Here is a 21,110-nt window from a genome sequence, read left to right as displayed (position 1 = left end):
GTTGATCACCGGGCTGTGCGGCCCGCTGTATACGATGTCGGTGTTGTTCGCAAGATAGCGGTCGCTCCCCGCGCAGTCCAGAAGCACGCCCACGCCCTTCGTGAACGCGTAGCCCTGGCCGTACACGTACAGCTCATAGTGGTCGTCGCCCGCGTTGTCTATAAGCACGCCCGTGCCGAAGCTGCCGCTGCCCTGCACGTTTCCGATGGCGTTGCGGAAATCGTTCCCGGATTTGTCGCACAGCACGCCGCAGCCGAAAATGCCCAGCCCCTGGCCGAGGAACTTGCATTCGTAGCGGTCGTCGCCGGAGAGGTCGAGAACCATCCCGTATCCGAAGATTCCCGCGCCGGCGCTTGGCGCGCGGCGCTCTTCGGTGCCGTACGCATCGTCGCCGCCGAGGTCTATGACCGCGGACGCGGGAGTCGCGAAGCCGCGCGTCGCGCCCGCGGTGCCGTAGCTGTCGTTTCCGCCGGTGTCGATAATCAGGAGATAATGCACCGCCGGATCGTAGCTGTCCTTTCCCGCGCCGCCGACTACGATTTTTCCGTACGGCGTGTCCGCTTCGAAGCGAAGGCGGGGAGTGAGCGTGGGCGCGTCTCCCGCGGTGAGCGTCGCCGCGATGGTTTCGACAAGATGCGCGAAAAGCGTCCCGCCGGTCGCCAGCCTTCCCCAGTCAATGTTGTCGCAAAGCGCCTCGATCGTTATCAAATCCTCGCGGGCCTGCTCGGGGGGCGCGGGCTGCTCCTTCGGCTCGTCAACCACCCACTCGACGACGCGGCGGTACACGTCCTCCGGGTCGTATCCCAGGCGCGCGAGCGGCATCGTAAGCGCCGCGTCGCGGTTCGCCAGCACTTCCGGAAGCGTCAGGCAGAACAAAGTCAGAGCGTTTCTCACGTTCGGCGGAAGCTCGTTGTACTCGTCGGTGACAAAGTCCTCCGGAGCGCGGCCGGAAAGCGCGCCGAGCGCCGCCGAGAGATTTTCCACGCCCTCGTCGTTCACCGCGTCTGAAAACCGCGTCAGCGCGTCGTAGCCGGGAATGTCCAGTCGCACTATCGTCCCCTGCCGGTAGTTCCCCGCGGTGACGACTGTGGACGGCTTTCCCGCGTTGTTCAGCATCAGCTGCGTCATCGTGCGCGTGTACGGCGAAATCGTCCACGGATTTTCGAAAAACGCGTCTATCATCGGCAGCCGGTACTTGTCCGAGTTGTAGAAGCTCATCTCGCGCGTGTCGATTTTGAAATCGTCCGCGGTGATTCCCATCTCGGAAAGCGCGCGCTCGAAAAGCGGCGCCTGGTCGCCCAAAAGCTCCGGCCCGCGAAGCTCGCCCGCGGGCGACGCGGCCGCCAAATTCGAAAGCAAGGCAAGCGCAGCCGGCGCCAAAATCCGCAGCGCGGCGCGTACGGAAAAACTCCCGAAAATCATCGCATTCCTCCGGATGAAAAAGACGGCGAAAGATTAGCACCCAGTATTTGGGAGTGCGCCAATTTATTGGCGCCTTTATCCGGCAACTTAAGTTGCCGGGAATGTGGAAAAACACATTGCCCGGCGATGAATCGCCAGGATTAGGGCGGTATTGAAATTCCGCACTCCATTTTGGTAACCCTCAATCCCCCGTCGGGATTATCCCCGCGTTCTCGACCATCAGGATGACGGTTCGCACTTCGGCCCGCGTGCGGTGCACGACGCCCTTCAGGACGACGAATCCCTGGCGTGGAGCAAGCTCGATGGTGCGGAAGCGCGCATGAACGCCGTCCGCGCCGGCTTCACACTCCGTCCCGGCATCCCCGCTCTCCGCAATGTCGATCAACAGCTTTCCCTCGACGACGTAGAAAAACTCGTCGTCGCGCTCGTGCTTGTGCCAGTGGTACTCGCCGCGCACCACGCCGAGGCGCACGACGGAGCCGTTGATCGCTGCTAGCGTCTCGTTGTACCACTCGTGCGGACAGGCGTCGGCGAGCGCGCCGAGGTCGATTATTTCAAGAGGCTTGTGGCGTACGTCCAGGATTGTGACGTAGGGATATTCGGATTGATCGCGCATGTGCTGGGCTCCTATTTAAACAGCGTCATTTGCCGGGATTCCGAATTATCGCTTTCCCGCGCGCCGATGCCGGCGGTTAAACTTGAGTGGCATTTTTCCGCTTCGACGGCGATCATGCCGGCGCCGTCCGTCGGATTCCACGATATTCCGCCTTTGTCAATCAGCGCACGATTGCCCGCGCAATCATCCTCCAGGTTCTCCGGGGCGACGACAAACAGCGGAATGCCCATTTTGAGCGCGGACATGCCCGCGTCGAATGTTCCGCTCATCCGGCCGTCGGCATCCCTTTCCGCGCCCGACCGGATTACGACCACGGCGTCGGACAAGGCGCAGACGAGTTTGTTGCGTTTCATCGCGTTGTAAGGCGTCCAAACCGCGCTCGGATTGAATTGGGAAACGACAAGCATGTTGTCTTCCGTGGAAAATTCCCCCAGCGTTGGATTCATTCGAAACCTTGATATCCCGTCGGCCAGCACCGCCGTCGTAGTGCCGCGGGCCATAAGCGCTCCGGCGTGGGCCGCGAGATCTACTCCGTTCGCGTAGCCGGACGTGACGTTGATGCAGTTTTCCGCAAGTTCGCGCGCAAGATTTTGCGCGATTGCAACCGCGGACTGCGAGGCCCGCCGCGACCCCACTACGGACACCGAGGTGCGTTCGAAAATTTTCCTGTTTCCAAGCGCGTACAGCAGCGGCGAAACGCCGGGAAAATCCTTTCGAATCACCAGCCTCGGCGGGAAGTCGCCGTGAAGCGGATGCAGCACCTCTATGCCGTTGCGCTCCAAGTAATCGAAAGCGTTGTCTGCGCCGCTTTCCGAGTAAACGCCGTCATCCGGATTCAATTTGATTTTCAGACTTGATTCAAGATGATCGGGATGCTCCATCAGCCAAGAGAGGGATCCGCCTTCGCGCCAAACTAGATCCGCCAGCATCCAAAGTTTTTTGTCGCCCACGCCGCGAACCGCTGCTATTTTGAGCCAAGCCCTTTCTTCGCCCGTCATCAGCGCTTCGACCTCGTGGCCGTGGCGGTCAGTACGGATATTTTGCCCGCGGCTTTTGCGGACTTGAGCATGCTCGCGATCGCGCGAAGGGTTTCGCCCGACCGGAAAAGATCGTCGAGAATCAGTACGTGCGAGTCCGCGAAGCGGCTGTCCGCAACCTTGAACGCGTCCTTCAGCTCCGTTCTCCGCCTGATTCTTTCGTCAATGTTTTTCAGCGGAGTGGTTTTTTTTGTTTTTGTCAAATAATTTTTCGGAACCGGCAGATTCGTCATTTTGCCGACCGCGTTCGCGACAAGCTCCACCGGCCGGAACGACTGCGCAATGTCGGACCTCGGCACCGGAATTATCGCTGCCAAGTCCGAAAGCGGTTTTTGCTTCCTTATAAAACCTGCAATCGCCTCCGCCAGCGGCTCTACTTGAGTCCGGTCGTTACGGTATTTCAGCCTGTAAAGCGCCTCGCCGATTTCGGTGCGCGTGGTTTCGAAATGTTCGCGCCCCCATTCGTCCATGCCGAGCGGGATGCTCCTAACCGTGTGCAAGTCCAACGCCCATCCGTGGGCCCATGGCCCCCTCAACTCGATTGGATTCATTCTAAGCGGCATCCTCGCTTGGATTTTACCATTTTGGAGGTTCGAGCGGCGCATCGAAGGAATTCCGGTCGCTGCCCGCAGGAAAATCTTTGCCCTTTTCCGCCCGCGTTGGGTATAGTATTCGCCCCGGTCTCCGCGGAACATTCCCGCGGCGCGGGGGTCTTTCGTTTTCCGGAGCTATTAGTGGCCAAGCAGCAAGAAGAGAAAAAGTTCATCACCAAACGAAGCGAGAACCTGTCCGAGTGGTACGTGGACGTCGTGCTCGGATGCGGACTCGCGGACTACGCGCCCGTAAAGGGATGCATGGTCATCCGCCCGTACGGCTGGGCGATCTGGGAGAGCGTGAAGGAACACCTGAACGCCCGGATAATCGCGACCGGCCATGAGAACGCGCAGTTCCCGCTTCTCATCCCGGAGAGCTTTCTCAAGAAGGAAGCCGAGCACGTGGAGGGGTTCGCGCCCCAGGTCGCCTGGGTGACGGTCGGCGGCGACGAGGAGCTGTCCGAGAAGCTCGCAATCCGGCCCACCAGCGAAGCGATAATCTGCCACATGTACTCGAAATGGATAAACAGCTACCGCGACCTGCCCGTGCTTATCAACCAGTGGGCGAACATCGTGCGCTGGGAGAAGAAGACCAAACCGTTCCTGCGGACGACCGAATTCCACTGGCAGGAAGGCCACACCGCGCACCGCACGCATGAGGAAGCGCAGGAAGAAGCGCTGAAGATGCTCGGCGTGTACAAAGCGTTCGCGGAAGAGGATTTGGCGATGGCCGTGCTGGCTGGGCCGAAGAGCGACAGCGAGAAGTTCCCCGGCGCTGACACGACCTACACGATCGAGGCGATGATGCCCGACGGAAAGGCGCTGCAAAGCGGGACGTCCCACGACCTCGGCCAGCACTTCGCCAAGGGCTTCGACATCAAGTTCCTGGACGACGACAACGTCGAGAAATACGTCTGGCAGACCTCGTGGGGGATTTCCACGCGCATCGTTGGCGGACTCATCATGATGCACGGCGACGACGCGGGGCTGCGGCTGCCGCCGAAGGTCGCGCCGATACAGGTGGTGATCGTTCCGATTATATTCGAAAAGACGAAGGCGCTGGTGCTTGAAAAAGCGGAGATGCTGGCCAAGGCGCTCGGCAGGGTCGAGGCGTTCGGAAAGCGGCTCCGGGTGAAGCTGGACGCAAGCGAGCAGCAGTCGCCCGGATGGAAGTTCAATCAGTACGAGATGATGGGCGTGCCCCTGCGCATCGAGGTGGGCCCCAAAGACGTCGAGAACGAATCGGTAAAGGTTGTCGAGCGGGTGACGGGCGAGAAGGGCTTCATTCCTGTCAATTTCGACGATTTGAACTTCAACCCCGACGAGTTCGTCAATCGGCTGGAAGAAGCGCAGGCCAAGCTCCGGCAGGCCAGCGCGGCGGACCTTTCGGCTCGAACGATTCCGGTGTCCAGCCGGGAGGAATTCGAGGATGTCGTCTGCGGAAACAAGGGATTTGCACTGGTAAATTGGGGAGGCGGCGCGGCGGAGGAAATCGAGATTAAAGAAAGAACTTCCGCCACTCTCCGCGTGTTGCTTGACCCGGTCGAAAGTGCTAATATGGAATGCTTTTGGAGCGGCAGGCCCGCGCGCAGGCGCGCGGTCTTCGCCCAGAGCTACTAGGTTCCTCCACGGGAGGTATACGGTATGTGCAGAGTTTGGAGCTGTGCGCTGTTTTCGGCGCTGTTTATGAGCTTTTGCGCAGGTGCGGCCTTTGCCCAAAGCGGCGCGACGGACAAGTGGGATCTTGTGAAGGCGGTGCACGGCGCCGCCGAAAAACTTGCGCCCGTTGTCGTGTCGGTTGAAACCAGGTTCGACAAGCCGCGGACCAGCAGCGATTACCTCTATTACGATGCTTTTCGCGGCGCGCGCCCTACTTACGGGCTTTACGGCTCCGGTATTCTGTACAAGGGCAAGTACGTTCTGACATGCGACGATATCACCGAGTACATGGAGTTTGGCAGGGTGGAGTTGTCCGACGGGCGCTCGTTCCCGGCCAAGCTTCTGGGAGAAAACTCGACTTTCCACGTCGCCGTTCTCGAACTTGAGATACCTGGCAATCTGAAGCTGCCCCAGCCCAGCTTCCTACCTTCGGACAAAATCAGGCTGGGTATGCCCGCGGCGGTTGTGGGCCGCTCGTTGAACGCGAAGGATACTTTCGCGACCGAGGGCGTGGTCAGCGCGATACGCAAGCGCACCATCGGAAGCGATATCCCGACCGAAGAGTTCATTCAGTTCGACGCAAACTTCGAGCTGACTTTTACGGGCGGCGCGCTTGCGGACGTCAACGGCAACATTTTCGGGATGGTTTACGGCACGTCCGGCATCAACCTGAACCTTGCGGTTCCCATTGACGAGGTGCTTCGGGTTGCGGACAAGATAATCGCGGGCGACGAGCGCGTCGCCTGGTTCGGCGCCGACCTGATAGAGCGCTCGGAAAACATAGACGTGATCAACGGATTTCACAAGGCGCCGTACAAGCTCGGTTTCACCGACGGCCTGTTCGTGACATATGTGGAGCCCGCCAGTCCGGCCGACCTGGCCGGTCTCCAGGCCGGCGACGTCGTGGAAACGGTCAACGGCAAAAGATTCGATTACCTGATCGAATTCACGATCATGAAGCGCAGATTCGAGATCGGCCAGCAGGTCAAGGTTGTTTATTGGCGTAAGGAAGGCGGCGGCGTGCGCAAGCACGAAACGCTGGTCACGATACTTCCCACGCCGGAAAGTTTGGAAGAGGCTTCCGAAAAGCCCGCAGCTTCATCTTCCCGCGGCGGACTGCCGCCGGGGCATCCGTAAACCAACGCGAATTTGCCGCTTTGCCGCGGTTGTACGTTGAATATCGAGTTTTTGTCCGGGAGACACCCCGGCGGGAACATAACCATGCCGCGATGGTCATAGCGGCTACCGGTCGCGTGCCGTACTTGTATCCTTCGGGCGTTTTTGTGAGATTCCGGTGCTTATGGCCTAGGGGATGATCTAAATGTTTGGCAGAGCAAATTTGTTCGGGAGATCGGCGCTTGCGGCGCTCGCCGCGGCGCTGATTGAATGCGCGTTCGCCGGCGCTGCGGCGGCGGCCGCAAAAACCACCGACCCTACCAGCGTCGCGGCTATCATCGAAAAGGTGAAACGCGGCGTGGTGGCCATCGCGCCGACCGAAGTGACGGAAGTGATCCAAGGAACCGGCGGCTCAATCGGAAGCGGCTTCATCATCAGCAAGGAAGGCCACTTCATGACCAACGTGCACGTGCTTCAGGGCGCCGCGTTCGCCGCCGTGACGCTTTGGGACAACACGACGTACCGGGGAAACCTCATCGCGGTCGATCCGGGAATCGATGTCGCGATAGGCATTCTCGAAGGCTGCCCCAAGGAAAAGATCTTTCCCGTGCCGCTTGGCGACAGCGATGCGGTGAAGCCCGGCGAGCTTGCGCTTGCGATGGGCCAGCCGGGAGACCAGACCCAGATGAACGTGGATCCGAGCGATCCGTTCGGCAACTTCGGTCTGAAGCAGTCCGCGACCGTCAGGGTTGTGGCGGGCAAGGACACGAGCATGGAATTCCCGCTCCAGTGTTCGGAAACGGCCCACTATTACCTGGTCAATTACGGGGCTAACTTCGGAACGCAGTACGGAACGAATTTCACATACTCGCTCCGAATGCAGACTCCGATTGCGGGAGGCAATTCCGGGGGGCCGCTGTTCAATTCCAAGGGCGAAGTGATCGGAATCAACTTCCTCGGGGGCTCGACCGAGGTCAGTCAGGGCTCCAACTGGGCGATCCCGATCAACCTGGCCAAGGAGTTTTATTACAGCATTGCGGATTCCAGCCCCGACAGGCCGTTCATCCGGCATCAGGCTAGGCCGTGGCTCGGATTGGACATCGTGTTTCCCAGCAGTGTGCGCACTCCGGCGCAATACATCGAGTTCAGAGAGCGGTACAGACCCAAGGGCAAAATAATCGTGTACGGGGTGCGCAAGGATTCGCCCGCGGATGCCGCGGGCTTCCAAAAGAATGACGAGATTTTGCAGGTCAACGGGATTAAGTTCGAATCGCCCGAGGATTTGAGGATTTACGTGATGGAAAGAGCGATTGACGAGCAATTGGTTTTCACCGTCAAGCGCGGTGAAACCACAAGCAGGATTACGGTGAAAACCGACGTCAAACGCAACTACGACTCGGAGTTTTCCGTTTAGTGTTTTGGAGGTTAAGTGATGCGATTGCCGGAGATTAAGGCTTTTGCGGTATTGGGTACGGCGGCGTTTCTTGCGCTGTGCGCCGCGCCGTCGTTTGCCGCGCCGATTTCAAAAGACCCGACAAGCGTGAGCGCGATAATCGAAAAGGTCAAACGCGGCGTGGTGGCGATCAGCCCCGCATCCGTCACATCCGTCATTCCAACTTCGGGCGGCAGCATCGGAAGCGGCTTCATCATCAGCAAGGAAGGCCACTTCATGACCAACGTGCACGTCCTTCAGGGAGCGGCGTTCGCATCGGTGACGCTGTGGGATGACACGACTTACCGGGGCAACCTGATCGGCGTGGATCCCGGCCTCGACATAGCGATCGGCATCCTCGAAGGATGCCCGCCCGAGAAGATCCACCCCGTCCCGCTCGGAGACAGCGACAGCGTTGTTCCGGGAGAGCTTGCGCTTGCGATGGGCCAGCCGGGCGACCAGACCCAGTTGAACGTGGATCCAAGCGATCCCCTCGGCAATTTCGGTCTGAAACAATCCGCGACGGTGAGGGTCGTGGCGGGCAAGGACACCAGCATGGAATTTCCGCTGATCCTTTACAACACAAGCCAGGGATCGGGCGTGCTGTGGCTCGGCAACCAGTACGGCACCAACTTCACCTACGCGATAAGGCTGCAGGCCGCGATCGCGGGCGGCAATTCCGGCGGCCCGCTTTTCAATTCGAAAGGCGAGGTAATCGGAATTAATTTCTTCGGAGGCAGCGGCGCATACTCCCAGGGTCACAACTGGGCGATTCCCATCAGTCTGGCGAAGGAGTTCTACTACAGCATCCTCAAGTCAACGCCTGACCAGCCGGTTATCAGGCATCAGACAAGGCCGTGGATCGGCCTTGACATCTGCTTCCCGCGGAGCGTTTGGAATCCAGACCAGTATACGGAGTTCATCGAGCGTTACAGGCCGAAGGACAAAATCGTCGTCTTCGGCGTGCGCTCGGGCTCGCCCGCGGACATCGCGGGATTCAAGAAGAATGACGAGATACTCCAGGTCAACGGAATGAAGTTTAAAACGCCGGAAGATTTGAGGGTTTACATTCTCGAACGCGCGATAGATGAGGAAATTGAATTCACCGTCAGGCGCGGCGAGACAACCAGCAGAATAAAGGTTAAAACGGACGTGAAGCGTAACTACGATTCCGAGTTTTCAGTGTAGGTGAAGGGAGGCTGATATGCGTAAGACAGCGTTACTGACGATTGCTTTTTTGTTGGCCTTTTCCGCGGCGGCGTTCGCGCAGTTTTCGGATCGCGAATTCGTTGCCGAAACCGTGGCGAAGAAGGTCGCGCCTTCCTTGGTTTCCATCGAAGCGCTGAACGTGGTGAACACTCAACTGCGCTTTTTCGGCGCAGCGCGCCAGCAGGCGATTTCCACCGTAATCGGGACGGGCATCATTCTCGACACCAAGGGGCATATCCTTTGCAAGGAATACGTGGTGAGCGACGCCAACCTGGTTAGGGTGACTTTCAACGACGGCACCCAGCGCGACGGCGAGATAATCGTCAAGGACAAGGTTTACGATCTGGCGCTGCTGAAGGTGAATCCCACGGGGCTGAAGCTTCGTCCGATTGCAGTGGGCAATCCGGCCACCGTCGCGCAGGGCGACAGTGCTATATGCGTAGGCAATTCCGCGGGCTACACAGGCACGGTCACCTACGGGATAGTCAGCGCCAAGCGTGATTACCGCACCACTTCGCTTGCATTGGTCCCGCAGATGATCCAGGCGGATTGCGCGATCAACGACGGCAACCAAGGGGCTCCGATTTTCAACTGGAAAGGCGAAATGATCGGATTCCACTCGAACGTCGGCGCGGTTCGCGGCGACGCGGCGAACATCAACTTCTTCCTGCCGTCCGACTTGGTTATGAAATTCGCCCGGGAGATGATCGCCACGGGCGAGCGTCCGTTCAAGCCGTACATCGGAATACTGCCTTTCGCAAGGATAGACCAGGTGTTCGGCCGCTGGCAGGAGATGGGCGACGACATCAGGATGTATTTCGACCTTCCGGACGAGTTCTGGGATGTCGGAGTGCTGATTCAGGAAGTTGACGGTTTGAGCCCCGCGTTCGAGTTCGGTTTGGTAAAAGGCGACTTGATTATCAAGTTCGAGCCCACCCCCGGCAACGAAATCCTGATCAAATCGGTGGGCCAGCTTGAAAAACTCATTCTGAACTGCAAGGAAGGCCAGGTGGTAACTTTCCACGTCCTGCGCCGGAACGCCATTCAAAAAATCGCGCTCGAAGTCGGAAACGCTCCTGAAGAACGGCAGATTTCTTACATCTACTACATCTAGCGAATCCTCAAATTTCGAAATTTGCGCCCCCGGATTTACGGGGGCGTTTTTTTTTCGGCGGGGCGGCGGAATCCTGTAGAATGGCTGCGGCCAATCCTGGCCTTGGGGATGCGCGGTTGCCCGGCGAACTGAAACGAATAGCCCTCGTCTGCGACGAAACGATCGGAGATCGGATGGGCGCGGGCGGCATCAGATTTTGGAGATTTGCGCGGCACCTGCGCGACAGCGGAATAATCGCGGAATTGTTCGCGCGGTGCGGCTCGGGCAACTACGACGGATTCACGGTTCGCGCGCCGGAGCGGTTCTTTTCGCTCCATTCCGAATTCGATGCGGTAATCGCGGGCACGCTGGCGCGCCGCGGATTGCCCGGATTGCAGGCGTTCCGCGGCCCGCTCGTCCATGACCTGATATGCCCTTTCATGCTCGAAAACAGGCACGTCCACGCGGGAATGCCGGAGCTGAAACGGCGCGCGTGGGAGCGCGAATTCGCGCGTGATTTCGCCGCGGTTGCGTCGCGCGCGAGCGCGTATCTTGTCGCGTCGCCCTCGCAGCGGCTCTTCTGGACCGGCTGGTTGTCCGCCGCGGACGTCTGGCACGCGGACTGCCCCGACCCGCCTCCCGTCGTCGAGCTTCCGAACGGAATGGACGCCTGCGAACTTTCCCCCGACGCCGGGCTTGCAGACGACGTCGTCGAACTGGCGCGCAAGATGGACTCCGCGCCCGGGCGCAAATGGCTGATGACAAACGGCGGCCTGTATTCATGGACGCTCGTCGAACCTGTAATCCGCGCGCTCGCAATCCTGAGGAAAGAAGGAAGGGACGCGGGGCTGGTCGTGCTGGGTGCGGATCATCCGGGACACCGCGGTGCGACATCGAATTCCGCGGCGCGCGTTCCGCGGCTTCGCGCGGAGTTGGGGCTCGGCGACGAGCTTTTGGTATCCGGGTGGCTTCCGCACAGACAACGCTTTCATGTTCTAAAGCGGGCTGCGCTGGGAGTGCACCTTCATCCGCAAGGTCTCGAAACGGAGCTGTCTTACAGGACGCGGCTGCTCGATTTCGCGTCGGCGGAAGTGCCCGTTGCGACGAGCATCGGCGGCGTTGTTTCCGAAATGCTCATTGAATCCGGCGCGGCGCTGCCGATAACCAATCTGGAGCCTGAAAACGTCGCGTGGGTTTTGGGCCGCGCGATGGACGCCGCGTGGGGCGAAAACTACCGCGCCGCGGTGGCGGGACTTAGGCTGTCGTATTCGTGGGAGACCGTGCTTCCGAGGCTGGAGCAGGCGTTGGAGTTGGCGAGGAACACGCCGCCGCCGCGTTCATTGCGGAAAGGCCCGGCGCCCGGCGGTTTCGCGGAAACGATTTACCGCGCGATGCGCGGAATTGTAAAAGTCGTGGCGCATCGCCAAAATCAGGATTGACGCGGTAGGGTATAATCGTGCCGATTCAAACGGCGGCGTTTGATATGCATCTAAGAATCGAAGAGCATGACAAGTGGCAGATCTGCTTCGTGGCAGGTTCGATCACCGCGGTCAACAACGATCACTTCTACCAGCTGTTTATAAACATCCTTCAGAAGTGCAACAAGAACCTGATTCTCAATCTGCGAGAGCTTGAATTCATTGATTCGAAAGGCATATCCACGTTGATTCTCGGCAAGAAGCTTCTCGCGAAGAACGGACTCGAGATGCGCATTTCCAACGTTCCGCCGCCGGTGCGCAACATTTTCGACATCACGTTTCTGAACCGGATTATCCCGATTCACGACGACATGGCGGAGCTTCTCGGCGCCGAAGGAATGGCGAGGGTGTAGCGGGTCTTTTCGCCTATTTTGTCCTGAACCTGTACTTGCGCTCCAACTGCTCGATTCTGCGCCTGTCCGCGCGCACGTGGCCGGGCATGGGAAGCTCCCTGATCGCGGTATCGCCCCGCATAATCCTGATGACTATCTTGCTGTGGCCGCCGCCCCGGGTCAGGTCTTCCGTAAACTCGTGAAAATCCGCGATTTTCAGGGCTTCAACGGGATACTCGATCACGATCGCTCCGTCCGGATCGCCCCCCACGAGCCGCGCGATTCTCCGCTCGACCGGCGCATGGCCGTTTGAGTCGTCCGGAACGGGATTCGGCGGCTCGCCGGCCTCCCCGTATTCGAGGTCAATATCGCCGTTTCCGTTGCCCGCCGCGCCCGGCCTGCTTTCGTATGGCTTCATATCCGCAACCATCACGACGGCCCCAGCAAGCAAAGCCTCGATGTCGTTCTCGTCCTCCATGTTGTAATCGTCCAGCTTGACTTGGCCCTTGACTACGACTTGATTGCGCTCCACCAGAAAGTCGCGCACCTTCCCCAGCTGTTTGTTGAAAACGAGTATGCCTATCGAGCCTTCGGTGTCTATAAGTTTGGCGCGGGCGAACGGACGGCCGTCCTTGGTGCTCATCTGGTTTATTTCGGAAAGCACGCCGCCGATTTCGATTGTGTGCTGGCGGCCGACGACTTCAAGGTTGTCGCCCAGCCATTCGAGGAACGACGAAGGGCTCATCAGGTTGGGGTCTTCCAGCACGGGGCATCCCTCAAGCGGATGACCGGAAAGGTACACGCCAAGCACCTCGCGCTCCAGCTCCGAAATTTCCGCTTTCGTGAAAGTGGTGCGGATGATCGGGCTGACGATGTCGACCGGTTCCGCATCCCCGAACAGGCCAGCCTGGCGCGGATCGTTGCTGCGGTCGCAGAGGCGATCGAGGTCTGAAAGAAGCTTGCCGCGGTCCGGATCGAATGCGTCCAGCGCGCCGGCTTTGATCAGCGCCTCAATCACCGCGCGCGTCACCGCGCGCGTGTCCACGCGGAATATGAAATCGGCGATGCTGGCGAACGGCTTTTTGGCGCGTTCGGTCACTATCGCGCCAATGGCGGACTTGCCGACTCCCTTGATTCCCGCGAGGCCGAAGCGTATGCCGTCGCCTTCCGGCCGGAACTTGCCTTCGCTTGCGTTCACGTCGGGCGGAAGGATTGCGATCCCCATCCGCTGCGCTTCCCTGATGTATTTCGAGGTGAATTCGGCGGAGCCGAGAAAGCTGTTGATGAGTGCGGTGATGAAGTGGCGCGGGTAATGCGCCTTCAAATACGCCGTGTAATACGAAACGACCGAGTAAGGCAGGCTGTGGCACTTGTTGAATCCATAGCCCGCGAAGGTTTCGATTAAATGGAAATACTCTTCGGCCTTTTTCGTGGACAGCCCGTTTGCGGTTGCACCCGCGATGAACTTGGCCTTCTGCTCCTCCATGACGGAGTGCTTTTTCTTGCCCATCGCCCAGCGCAGGATGTCGGCCTGGCCCAGCGAAAATCCCGCCAGCCGCCGCGCCGCCTCCATCACCTGTTCCTGGTAGATGACGATGCCCGCGGTCTCATCCAGAACTTCCTTGATTTCGGGAATGACGTACTGCGCGTTTTCCGGATTGCGCCGGTTTTGGATGTATTGCTTCGTATACGCGCTCGGGCCGGGGCGGTTGAGGCCGTTGATGGTCGATATATCTTCTATAGTCGCCGGAAGCGATTCGCGCAGGATGCGCCGCACCGCCGCCCGCTCGAATTGGAACACCCCGACGGTGTCGCCCTTCTGGAACAGGCGGTACGTTTTCTCGTCGTCCAGCGGCAGCTTGCGAAGGTCGATCTCGACTCCCTCGAATTCCCGGACGAGGTTTACCGCTTCCTCCAGCATCGTGAGCGTGCGCAGGCCGAGGAAGTCCATCTTTACAAGGCCGGCCTTCTCGATTACGGAGAGGTCGTACTGCGCGACGCGCAGCTCGGTCTCGTTCGACATCTGCACCGGGACGAAATCCTCAAGCTTGCCGTACGCGATGACGATGCCCGCGGCGTGCACTCCGGGATGCGACGCGAGGCCTTCAAGCTTCGACGCGTCCTCGACCATTTTCTTCACAAGCGGGTCGTCTTCCATCATCTTGACGAGGTCGGGGCTGTCCTTTATCGCGTCCTCGATCGTGACGTTCAGCCCCCACGGGATTTTTTTGGTCACCTCGTTCACGTACTGGAACGGAAGATCCATGACGCGCCCCACGGCCTTTATCACGGCCTTCGCCTTCAGGTGGTTGAACGTGACTATTTGCGCGACGTTGTCCCTGCCGTATTTTTCCTTTACGTATTCGATGACTTCGTCGCGGCGCTCCATGCAGAAGTCGATGTCGAAGTCGGGCAGGCTCACGCGGTCTTTGTTCAAAAACCGCTCGAAAAGCAGGTTGAATCGGATGGGGTCTACGTCGGTGATTTCCAGGCAGTACGCGACGCAGCTACCCGCGCCGGAGCCGCGGCCCGGCCCGACCGCGATGTTCTTCGAGCGCGCGAACCGGATGAAGTCCCAGACAATAAGGAAATAGGTCGAATATCCCGTTTCCTCGATTACCGCAAGCTCGTTGTCCAGCCGGTCGCAGATGTGTTTCGGCACGGGCTCGCCGTACCGTTTCGCCGCGCCCTCGTAAACCAGCGCGCGCAGAAGCTCGGCATGCGTCTTTTCCTTTCTTCCTTCGGGGATGTCGAACGCGGGAAAGACGACCTTGCCGAGCGGCAGCTCCAAATTGCAGCGACTGGCGATCTCCGTCGCAATTTCGAGCGCCTCCGGCACCGCGGAAAACAGCTCCGCCATTTCCTCGGTGCTTTTTATATAGAACTCGGGCACGTCGTAGCGCAGTCTGTCCGCGTCCGCCAGCTTCGCCTTCGTCCCGATGCAAAGCGCGATGTCGTGCGCGTCGGCGTCGTTCTTGTTCACATAGTGGCAGTCGTTCGTCGCCACAAGCGGAAGCCCCATCGCGCGCGCCTTGTCGATTAGGTAATCGCGCGCGCGGTCCTGCTCTTCGATTCCGTGGCGCTGAATTTCGACGTAGAAATCCGAATCGAATATCGAGGCAAGATCCTCCAGCTCCTTGCGCGCCGCGGCTTCGCCGTCTGTCAGAAACGCGCCCGCCACCGGACCGTTCAAGCATCCAGACAGGCAAATCAGCCCGTCGCGGTGCGCCGAAAGAGCTTCCTTGTCGACGCGCGGCTTGTAGAACATCCCCTTGCAGTGTGCGAGCGACACCAGCCGCATCAGGTTGCGGTAGCCGTCCAGGTTTTTCGCGAGAAGTGTGAGGTGATAGCTGTGACGGTCGAGCTTCGGATCTTTGTCCAATAGGCCGCGCTTCGCCAGATATACCTCGCAGCCGATTATGGGTTTAATTCCCGCGTCCCTGCAGGCCTCGAAAAACGGAATGACGCCGTACATCACTCCGTGGTCGGTCAGCGCGTAGCTGTCCATTCCAAGCTCGCGCACGCGCTCGACGATGGCGCGCATCGGGGCGATGCCGTCCAGGAGGCTGTATTCGCTGTGATTGTGCAGGTGAACGAAAGGCTTCATCAAATCACACGGGACCGCCGGGGCAAAGTCCCGAATCCGTTAATCTATTTCTTTATCCGGCGCCTTCCGCCGCCTTTACCCTTTCCACCAGTGGGCCGAGGTCTTTCGAGCTGGTTAATGTTTCGAGGAACGGAATCACCACCGATCCGCGGCCCGTCTCGACCCATATTAAACGAATCTTATCGGATGTCAACCCCCGCGCTCCAAACACTTGTTTGAACGTGAACGTGATGCCGGCGCCGATGTTTCTTTCGCTGTCGTATGTTGACGCAAGCTTGCGCAGCGATTGATACAGCGGATGCGATTCGACAATCGGCTCCGGATAGTGCCACCTGCCGCCGGAGTCCAAGATGGCCACGGCGCCGTTTTTCACTTCCAGCGTCTCGAAATGGCGGTCGGTGATGCGCACCAGGAAAAACGAGTAGTCCGCGAACCTGGGATTTTTCAAGTCCATCAACGTCGCGTCCGCCTCGATCGTGAGGTCGGGCGAAAATCCGACATGGCGCTCCGGTTTGGGCTCAAGCGCGGACAGCTCTCTGATTTTGTCCACCGCGGGATCGTATCCGTAGCACTGCCAGATTATCATCCATGCTTCGATTGCGGATTCTAGGCTCGCCCTGCGGTCTATTTCCAGTCCGCCTTCCGCGGTCAGCTTCCAGTAATTCGCTTCCGAATGCTGGGCTTGAAACAGCAAGGCCCGGAAGTACGATTCGGAGGATGAAGGCGTCCAAACCTTGTCTTTCTCTTGCGAAAAAACGCCCGCCGAAAGCGAAAGGAGAACCACAATGACCAGCGCCGGGATTGCGCGCATCGTCATTTTTTTGTTCCTCCGGGCTTTTGCGCGGCGAATTTCCCGACGCGTTCGATGGCCGTTTCGCGCCCCAGGAGCTCCAGAGTTTCAAACATCCCTGGGCTGAATTTGTCTCCCGTCACCGCGACGCGCACCGGTTGCAGCACGGCGGCCATGCCCAGGGACAGCCTTGTGCAGAGCAGCCTGAACCGCGGCTCAAGCTGCTCCGCGGTAAAAGGCTCCGCGGACTTGAGCTCATCCAAAACAAGCGGCGCAAGCCTCGGCCAGTCGGGATTGTCGGTCAAGAACTTCTTCACGGCCGCGTCGTTGTATTTCGGCTCTTCGAAAAAGTACCGCATGAGCTCCGCTGCTTCGGAAAACTTGACGATTCTGTCGTGCAGAAGCTCGACAACCTTGTGGTATCGCGCGCTTTCGCGCCTGTACGTTTCGGGAACGAACGGAACGAGCAGCCTCGCGATGTCTTCCGGGCTTGTGCTGCGCACGTGTACGCCCTGGAAGTTGTCCAGCTTTTTGGCGTTGTAAACGCCGCTTGACGCGCCCAGCCCGTCAATCGAAAACGCGGCGACAAGCTCGTCGCGGCTCATGATTTCGCGGTCGTCTCCGGGATTCCATCCGATGAGCGCGAGGAAGTTGATCATCGCGTCCGGCAGGTATCCCTGCGCCTTGTATTCGAGAACGTCGGTCGCGCCATGCCGCTTGGACAGCCGCTTCTTGTCCTCGCCCAGAATCAAGGGTACGTGGCAGAACGCTGGCGGCTCGATTTCGAGAAGTCCGTAAATCGCCAGTTGCTTTGGCGTGTTGGAAATGTGATCCTCGCCGCGCAGCACGAAATTTATCTTCATCTCCGCGTCGTCCACGACGACCGTGAAGTTGTACACCGGGCCGCGGTTGCGCTTGAGAATGACGATGTCCCCCACATCGTCGTAATCAACGACAACCGATCCGCGCACCGCGTCGCGGAATTCCGCCTTCCCGTGCGGGCATTTTATGCGCAGCGGAAATTCCGCGCCGGCGTCGAACATCTCCAGCTGCGCCGCGGGCGGAAGTGACCTGCTCTCCGGATCGTACGCCCTCCGGTCTATTTTGATTTGCGGCTCCGGCTTTTCGCCGGGCGCTGGAGGCGGCGTCTTGCGGTCGAAGTAGGCCGCGCCCGCTTCCACCAGCCGCCTCGCGTATTCAAGATGCATCGCCTTCCGCTCGCTTTGAATATATGGCGCGTGCGGCCCGCCCACTTCCGGCCCTTCGTCCCAGTTCAGACCGAGCCAGCGCAAGCCCTGCAGGATTCCGCCGGTTGATTCGTCGGTCGAGCGAAGCTCGTCGGTATCCTCGATTCGAAGGACGAATTTGCCGCGGTACCGGCGCGCCAAAAGCCAGTTGAAAAGCGCGGTGCGCGCCCCGCCGATGTGAAGGTAGCCGGTCGGGCTGGGCGCGAATCTAACTCGAAGATTTTCAGGAACGTCGAACATATGCAATCAGAAAATGCGAATCCGAATAGTAACACAGCGGTTGCGGAGGCGCGATGCTTTTTTTGGACGGTTGCTGCGCTTATTTTCGGGCGCCCGCTTGATTGCGGCTTGAAGTGCCGGAGTAACGTTTGACGGAAACGCCGGTTACCTGATGTAAAACCGCAGCCGCACGCTCCCGTCGGGAAGCGTTTCGGCGAAAAAGTTGCCCTTTTTGGCTTCCTCCGGCTCGCTCGGCGGGACGTTTTTCATTTCGCCGCCGGTGAATGGATTTACCCAGAACGCGGGGTTGGGCGCGCCGAACCACTTTTCGAAAACGTCCGCGCGCGCCGCGAATCCCGGCGCGGAAAGCGCGATCAGGGCGTCCGCGCCCGCAGCTCCCGCGTCTTTGAGCGCGCCGGACGCGCGCGCCCCCGCGGAAACCGCGTCAAGCGCCGCGCTTCCGATCAGCGCGCGCATGTACATAGTCCGCTCCGCGTCGCTCCAGTTGGAAACGGGGGATTCAGTCCCGCCACCGTCCGCGGCGATCCATCCGCGCACGGCGAGCACTTCGTCTATTTTTTCCATCGCGGCGTCCGGCGGCGAAAATGGCAGGAATCCCGCTTTTGCAAGCTGGCGCACCGACGAAGGCAGCGGAGCGCCCGCCTTCACCGACGTTTCGGGCACGGTTTTGCACAGCGCGTCGTAAAGGAAAAACGCGGACGGATACTCAAGCGTTTTCAGTCCCTCCTCCAACTCCACAAGCTTCGCATAATCGGTTTCGGCGGGCGGTTTTTCGGGAATCGGTCCGCGCAAATCGGCGGGGAACGGATTGAACGCCGCGGCAGGCGGCCGGGCGGGCGCCTTTTTTTCTGGAACGTCCTCGACCGTCATTCGGGAGCGAACGACGGTTTCCCTGAATACAAACGCGAACGACACGGCGACGACAACGATTGCGGCCGCAAACGCCGCGAGCGCCCAGCGCGGATAGGATTTGGCTGCCACGCCGTCATTTTACACTTGGGGGCATTGCTGCGGAATTTGAACGCGGCGCGTCGTCCGGAAGTCATATGAAGACCGCATGATAATGAGCGAAAGAGCCGCCTGTGATACACTTTTGGGGCCGGTAGAAGGCGTTCCGGCGCGTTTCGCATGCTTAGAATCGTAAGAAACACGGTTTTTGCGCTCGTCGTCCTGGCGCTGGCGGTGCTTGCCGGCTACCTGCTGCGGCTGTACAACCTGGTGCGCGAAATCCAGGCCACCCAGGGAAGCATCCTTGGCACCGAGCCGCCGAAGACCGACCAGACCACTAAGATATACGCAAACGACTACAACCCGGAGACGGGCGAAGGGACTCTGCTGGGCAACATTTACGTCCAGAACCGCAGCTACGTTCCCCTCGAAGAAATTCCGGAAAAACTGAAACTGTGCGTTCTCGCCACCGAGGACGCGAATTTTTACCACCACAAGGGCTACGACATCTGGGCGATCGCCCGCGCGATATACGTCAACCTCAAGGCGGGCGGAATCAAGGAAGGCGCGTCGACGATCACCCAGCAGCTCGTACGCAACGTATATATCCCGCAGCTCAAGTACCAGAAGACGATCAACCGCAAGGTGCAGGAACTTGTTCTCGCGCAGGCGCTCGAACATCAGTTCACTAAAGAGCAGATATTCGAGTACTACATGAATTACATCTTCTTCGGTGCGGGCGCGTACGGCGTATCCGCCGCGGCCGAGACTTATTTCGGAAAGGAGCTTGACGAGCTGACGCTCGCGGAGTGCGCGCTCATTTCCGGCCTGCCCGCCGCGCCGACCGACCTCAATCCGTTCAACAACCCCGAACAGGCCAAGAGCCGCCGGGACAAGGTTTTGCGCAACCTCGCGCGATCGAAAAGGGAATTCGAAAAGCGCGGCAAGCCGCTTGACCTTTCCTCGATTTCCCAAGAGGAAATTGAAAACGCGCTAAAGGAGCCGCTCAAACTTGCCGAGCCGAGACCGCCTGACCAATTGAAGTTTCCGTGGTTCACAAGCTACGTCCGCGAATTCCTGTACCGCACCTACGGCGAGGATCAAGTTCTGCGCCGCGGGATGACCGTCGTGACCACGCTCGATCCGATCGTCCAGCAGTGCGCCGACGAAGCGGTGGCCAAGGGGTTGGAAGAGTTCGAAGCATCGCGGAACGTCCATCAGGCGGCTTTGGCATGCGTGGAGGTGGACACAGGATACATCGCCGCGATCGTGGGCGGCAAAAACTACGGCGTGGATGAAGGCAAAAGCGTTTTCAACCGCGCCACCCAAGCGTACCGCCAGCCTGGGAGCGCGTTCAAGCCGTTCACCTATGCAACCGCGCTGGAAGAAGGCTGGCAGCCCTCCGACTGGATAAACGACAATCCCGCCAAGTATCCGATGGGCGGAAACAGGTATTATTCGCCCAAAAACTCGGACGGCTCCAACTCTGGCGAAATACCCCTCGCCTGGGGGTTGATAAAAAGCAAGAACGTCGCGTCGGTCTGGCTGATAAACCAGCTCGGCCCGGAACGCGTGATCCGCACGGCGCGGGATATGGGGCTGACGACGAACCTTCAGCCCTACCTCGGTTTGACGCTCGGTGCAAGCGAGGTGATCCCTCTGGAGATGGCCGCGGCTTTCGCCACTTTTCCGCAGATGGGGATGTACATCGCGCCTACGCCGATTCTTTACGTGATGGATTACCACGGCAACATCCTTGAGGACAACCGCGGCCGCGTCGACGCGCGCAGCCGCCGCGCTCTTACCGAAAACACCGCGTACACGATGGTCCAGATGATGAAGATGGTCAACACCAGCGGCACCGGCCGCGCGGTGGCCTACCTGGGGGACATAATGCCGAACGCGGGCAAGACCGGCACGACCGACGAGCACCGCGACGCCATGTACATCGGGTACACGCCTTACTACTGCACCGCGGTATGGGCGGGAAACGACGACCATTCGCGCATGCGGCGGATGTTCGGCGGTCAGATGCCGGCGCGCATCTGGAATCTCTTCAACAAGGCCGTAATCGAAAGAAAGAAGCTCGCGAAGAAAGATTTTCCGGTGCCGGCGGGATGGAGCGGCAAAGCGATACCCGGATTCGCGTCCAGGGGAGCTGTTTCGGAAACAACGGAGGCGCACGCGGAGGGAAGCTCGGTCGTCGTTACGGCGCCCGGCGTAAAGGAAGTTCCGCCCGGCGGCTCGGCGCCTATAAAGCCGCGTCCTCCCAAGCAGCGAGGCGAATGATG

General features: G+C 59.6%; 16 protein-coding genes. 8 read left to right on the top strand and 8 right to left on the bottom strand.

Translation table 11 applies throughout. From position 1 onward, the window contains the following. The 4 genes from HRF49_02505 to HRF49_02490 all read right to left on the bottom strand — a co-directional run. The coding region (locus HRF49_02505) for a hypothetical protein (protein ID MEP0813521.1) at positions 1-1,422 on the bottom strand (1,422 nt) is incomplete at its 3' end. Positions 1,423-1,603: 181 nt separating this feature from the next. Next, complete coding sequence (locus HRF49_02500) at positions 1,604-2,038, bottom strand: cupin domain-containing protein (protein ID MEP0813520.1); 435 nt, start codon at positions 2,036-2,038, stop codon at positions 1,604-1,606. Between the two features lie 11 nt (positions 2,039-2,049). Beyond that, complete coding sequence (locus HRF49_02495) at positions 2,050-3,036, bottom strand: DNA-processing protein DprA (protein ID MEP0813519.1); 987 nt, start codon at positions 3,034-3,036, stop codon at positions 2,050-2,052. After that, on the bottom strand, positions 3,036-3,575 hold the full coding sequence (locus tag HRF49_02490) for a ComF family protein (protein MEP0813518.1): 540 nt from the start codon (positions 3,573-3,575) through the stop codon (positions 3,036-3,038). The genes HRF49_02495 and HRF49_02490 overlap by 1 nt, the downstream gene beginning before the upstream one ends. Between HRF49_02490 and HRF49_02485 the strand changes: the two genes are divergently transcribed. From HRF49_02485 to HRF49_02455, 7 genes are all read left to right on the top strand, one after another. Further along, a complete protein-coding gene (locus HRF49_02485; GenBank protein MEP0813517.1) occupies positions 3,522-5,288 on the top strand; it encodes a proline--tRNA ligase in 1,767 nt (588 codons plus the stop codon). The two genes, HRF49_02490 and HRF49_02485, sit on opposite strands and share 54 nt — an antisense overlap. 24 nt (positions 5,289-5,312) lie before the next feature. Then, positions 5,313-6,464: a serine protease gene (locus HRF49_02480; GenBank protein MEP0813516.1), complete on the top strand. Its 1,152-nt coding sequence runs from the start codon at positions 5,313-5,315 to the stop codon at positions 6,462-6,464. A gap of 184 nt (positions 6,465-6,648) precedes the next feature. Next, positions 6,649-7,857: a trypsin-like peptidase domain-containing protein gene (locus tag HRF49_02475; protein ID MEP0813515.1), complete on the top strand. Its 1,209-nt coding sequence runs from the start codon at positions 6,649-6,651 to the stop codon at positions 7,855-7,857. Between the two features lie 24 nt (positions 7,858-7,881). Further along, entirely contained in the window at positions 7,882-9,063 is a 1,182-nt protein-coding gene (locus tag HRF49_02470; GenBank protein ID MEP0813514.1) for a trypsin-like peptidase domain-containing protein, read from the top strand. Positions 9,064-9,079: 16 nt separating this feature from the next. Further along, positions 9,080-10,198, top strand: a complete 1,119-nt coding sequence (locus HRF49_02465; GenBank protein MEP0813513.1) for a trypsin-like peptidase domain-containing protein — start codon at positions 9,080-9,082, stop codon at positions 10,196-10,198. Between the two features lie 80 nt (positions 10,199-10,278). Continuing rightward, positions 10,279-11,616, top strand: coding sequence for a hypothetical protein (locus HRF49_02460; GenBank protein MEP0813512.1), 1,338 nt, complete (start codon positions 10,279-10,281; stop codon positions 11,614-11,616). Positions 11,617-11,660: 44 nt separating this feature from the next. Beyond that, positions 11,661-12,008 carry an STAS domain-containing protein gene (locus HRF49_02455; protein ID MEP0813511.1) on the top strand — a complete coding sequence of 116 codons (348 nt, stop codon included), beginning with the start codon at positions 11,661-11,663 and terminating at the stop codon, positions 12,006-12,008. A gap of 13 nt (positions 12,009-12,021) precedes the next feature. Here HRF49_02455 and dnaE read toward each other — a convergent pair whose 3' ends face one another. The 4 genes from dnaE to HRF49_02435 form a co-directional block, all read right to left on the bottom strand. Next, positions 12,022-15,594, bottom strand: coding sequence for a DNA polymerase III subunit alpha (dnaE, locus tag HRF49_02450; protein MEP0813510.1), 3,573 nt, complete (start codon positions 15,592-15,594; stop codon positions 12,022-12,024). Positions 15,595-15,646: 52 nt separating this feature from the next. Next, positions 15,647-16,411, bottom strand: coding sequence for a hypothetical protein (locus HRF49_02445; GenBank protein ID MEP0813509.1), 765 nt, complete (start codon positions 16,409-16,411; stop codon positions 15,647-15,649). Beyond that, positions 16,408-17,871, bottom strand: coding sequence for a glutamate--tRNA ligase (locus HRF49_02440; protein MEP0813508.1), 1,464 nt, complete (start codon positions 17,869-17,871; stop codon positions 16,408-16,410). The genes HRF49_02445 and HRF49_02440 overlap by 4 nt, the downstream gene beginning before the upstream one ends. A gap of 144 nt (positions 17,872-18,015) precedes the next feature. Next, positions 18,016-18,852, bottom strand: a complete 837-nt coding sequence (locus HRF49_02435) for a hypothetical protein (GenBank protein MEP0813507.1) — start codon at positions 18,850-18,852, stop codon at positions 18,016-18,018. Positions 18,853-18,999: 147 nt separating this feature from the next. On the opposite strand from HRF49_02435, the gene HRF49_02430 reads away from it, so the two are divergent. After that, positions 19,000-21,108: a PBP1A family penicillin-binding protein gene (locus HRF49_02430; protein ID MEP0813506.1), complete on the top strand. Its 2,109-nt coding sequence runs from the start codon at positions 19,000-19,002 to the stop codon at positions 21,106-21,108. Positions 21,109-21,110 lie beyond the last annotated feature (2 nt).

This window comes from bacterium (genome assembly GCA_039961635.1).
GTDB lineage: Bacteria > 4484-113 > 4484-113 > JAGGVC01 > JAGGVC01 > JABRWB01.
Note: the sequence above shows the minus strand (reverse complement) of the source record. Positions and strands in the feature narration are given on the sequence as shown.

What these genes read in the sequence shown, in the direction of transcription:
- HRF49_02500 (MEP0813520.1), bottom strand. Translation starts at nt 2,038, where the DNA reads ATGCGCGATCAATCCGAATATCCCTACGTCACAATCCTGGACGTACGC.
- HRF49_02495 (MEP0813519.1), bottom strand. Translation starts at nt 3,036, where the DNA reads ATGACGGGCGAAGAAAGGGCTTGGCTCAAAATAGCAGCGGTTCGCGGC.
- HRF49_02485 (MEP0813517.1), top strand. Translation starts at nt 3,522, where the DNA reads ATGTTCGCGCCCCCATTCGTCCATGCCGAGCGGGATGCTCCTAACCGT.
- HRF49_02480 (MEP0813516.1), top strand. Translation starts at nt 5,313, where the DNA reads ATGTGCAGAGTTTGGAGCTGTGCGCTGTTTTCGGCGCTGTTTATGAGC.
- HRF49_02475 (MEP0813515.1), top strand. Translation starts at nt 6,649, where the DNA reads ATGTTTGGCAGAGCAAATTTGTTCGGGAGATCGGCGCTTGCGGCGCTC.
- HRF49_02465 (MEP0813513.1), top strand. Translation starts at nt 9,080, where the DNA reads ATGCGTAAGACAGCGTTACTGACGATTGCTTTTTTGTTGGCCTTTTCC.
- HRF49_02460 (MEP0813512.1), top strand. Translation starts at nt 10,279, where the DNA reads ATGGCTGCGGCCAATCCTGGCCTTGGGGATGCGCGGTTGCCCGGCGAA.
- HRF49_02455 (MEP0813511.1), top strand. Translation starts at nt 11,661, where the DNA reads ATGCATCTAAGAATCGAAGAGCATGACAAGTGGCAGATCTGCTTCGTG.
- dnaE (MEP0813510.1), bottom strand. Translation starts at nt 15,594, where the DNA reads ATGAAGCCTTTCGTTCACCTGCACAATCACAGCGAATACAGCCTCCTG.
- HRF49_02445 (MEP0813509.1), bottom strand. Translation starts at nt 16,411, where the DNA reads ATGACGATGCGCGCAATCCCGGCGCTGGTCATTGTGGTTCTCCTTTCG.
- HRF49_02440 (MEP0813508.1), bottom strand. Translation starts at nt 17,871, where the DNA reads ATGTTCGACGTTCCTGAAAATCTTCGAGTTAGATTCGCGCCCAGCCCG.
- HRF49_02430 (MEP0813506.1), top strand. Translation starts at nt 19,000, where the DNA reads ATGCTTAGAATCGTAAGAAACACGGTTTTTGCGCTCGTCGTCCTGGCG.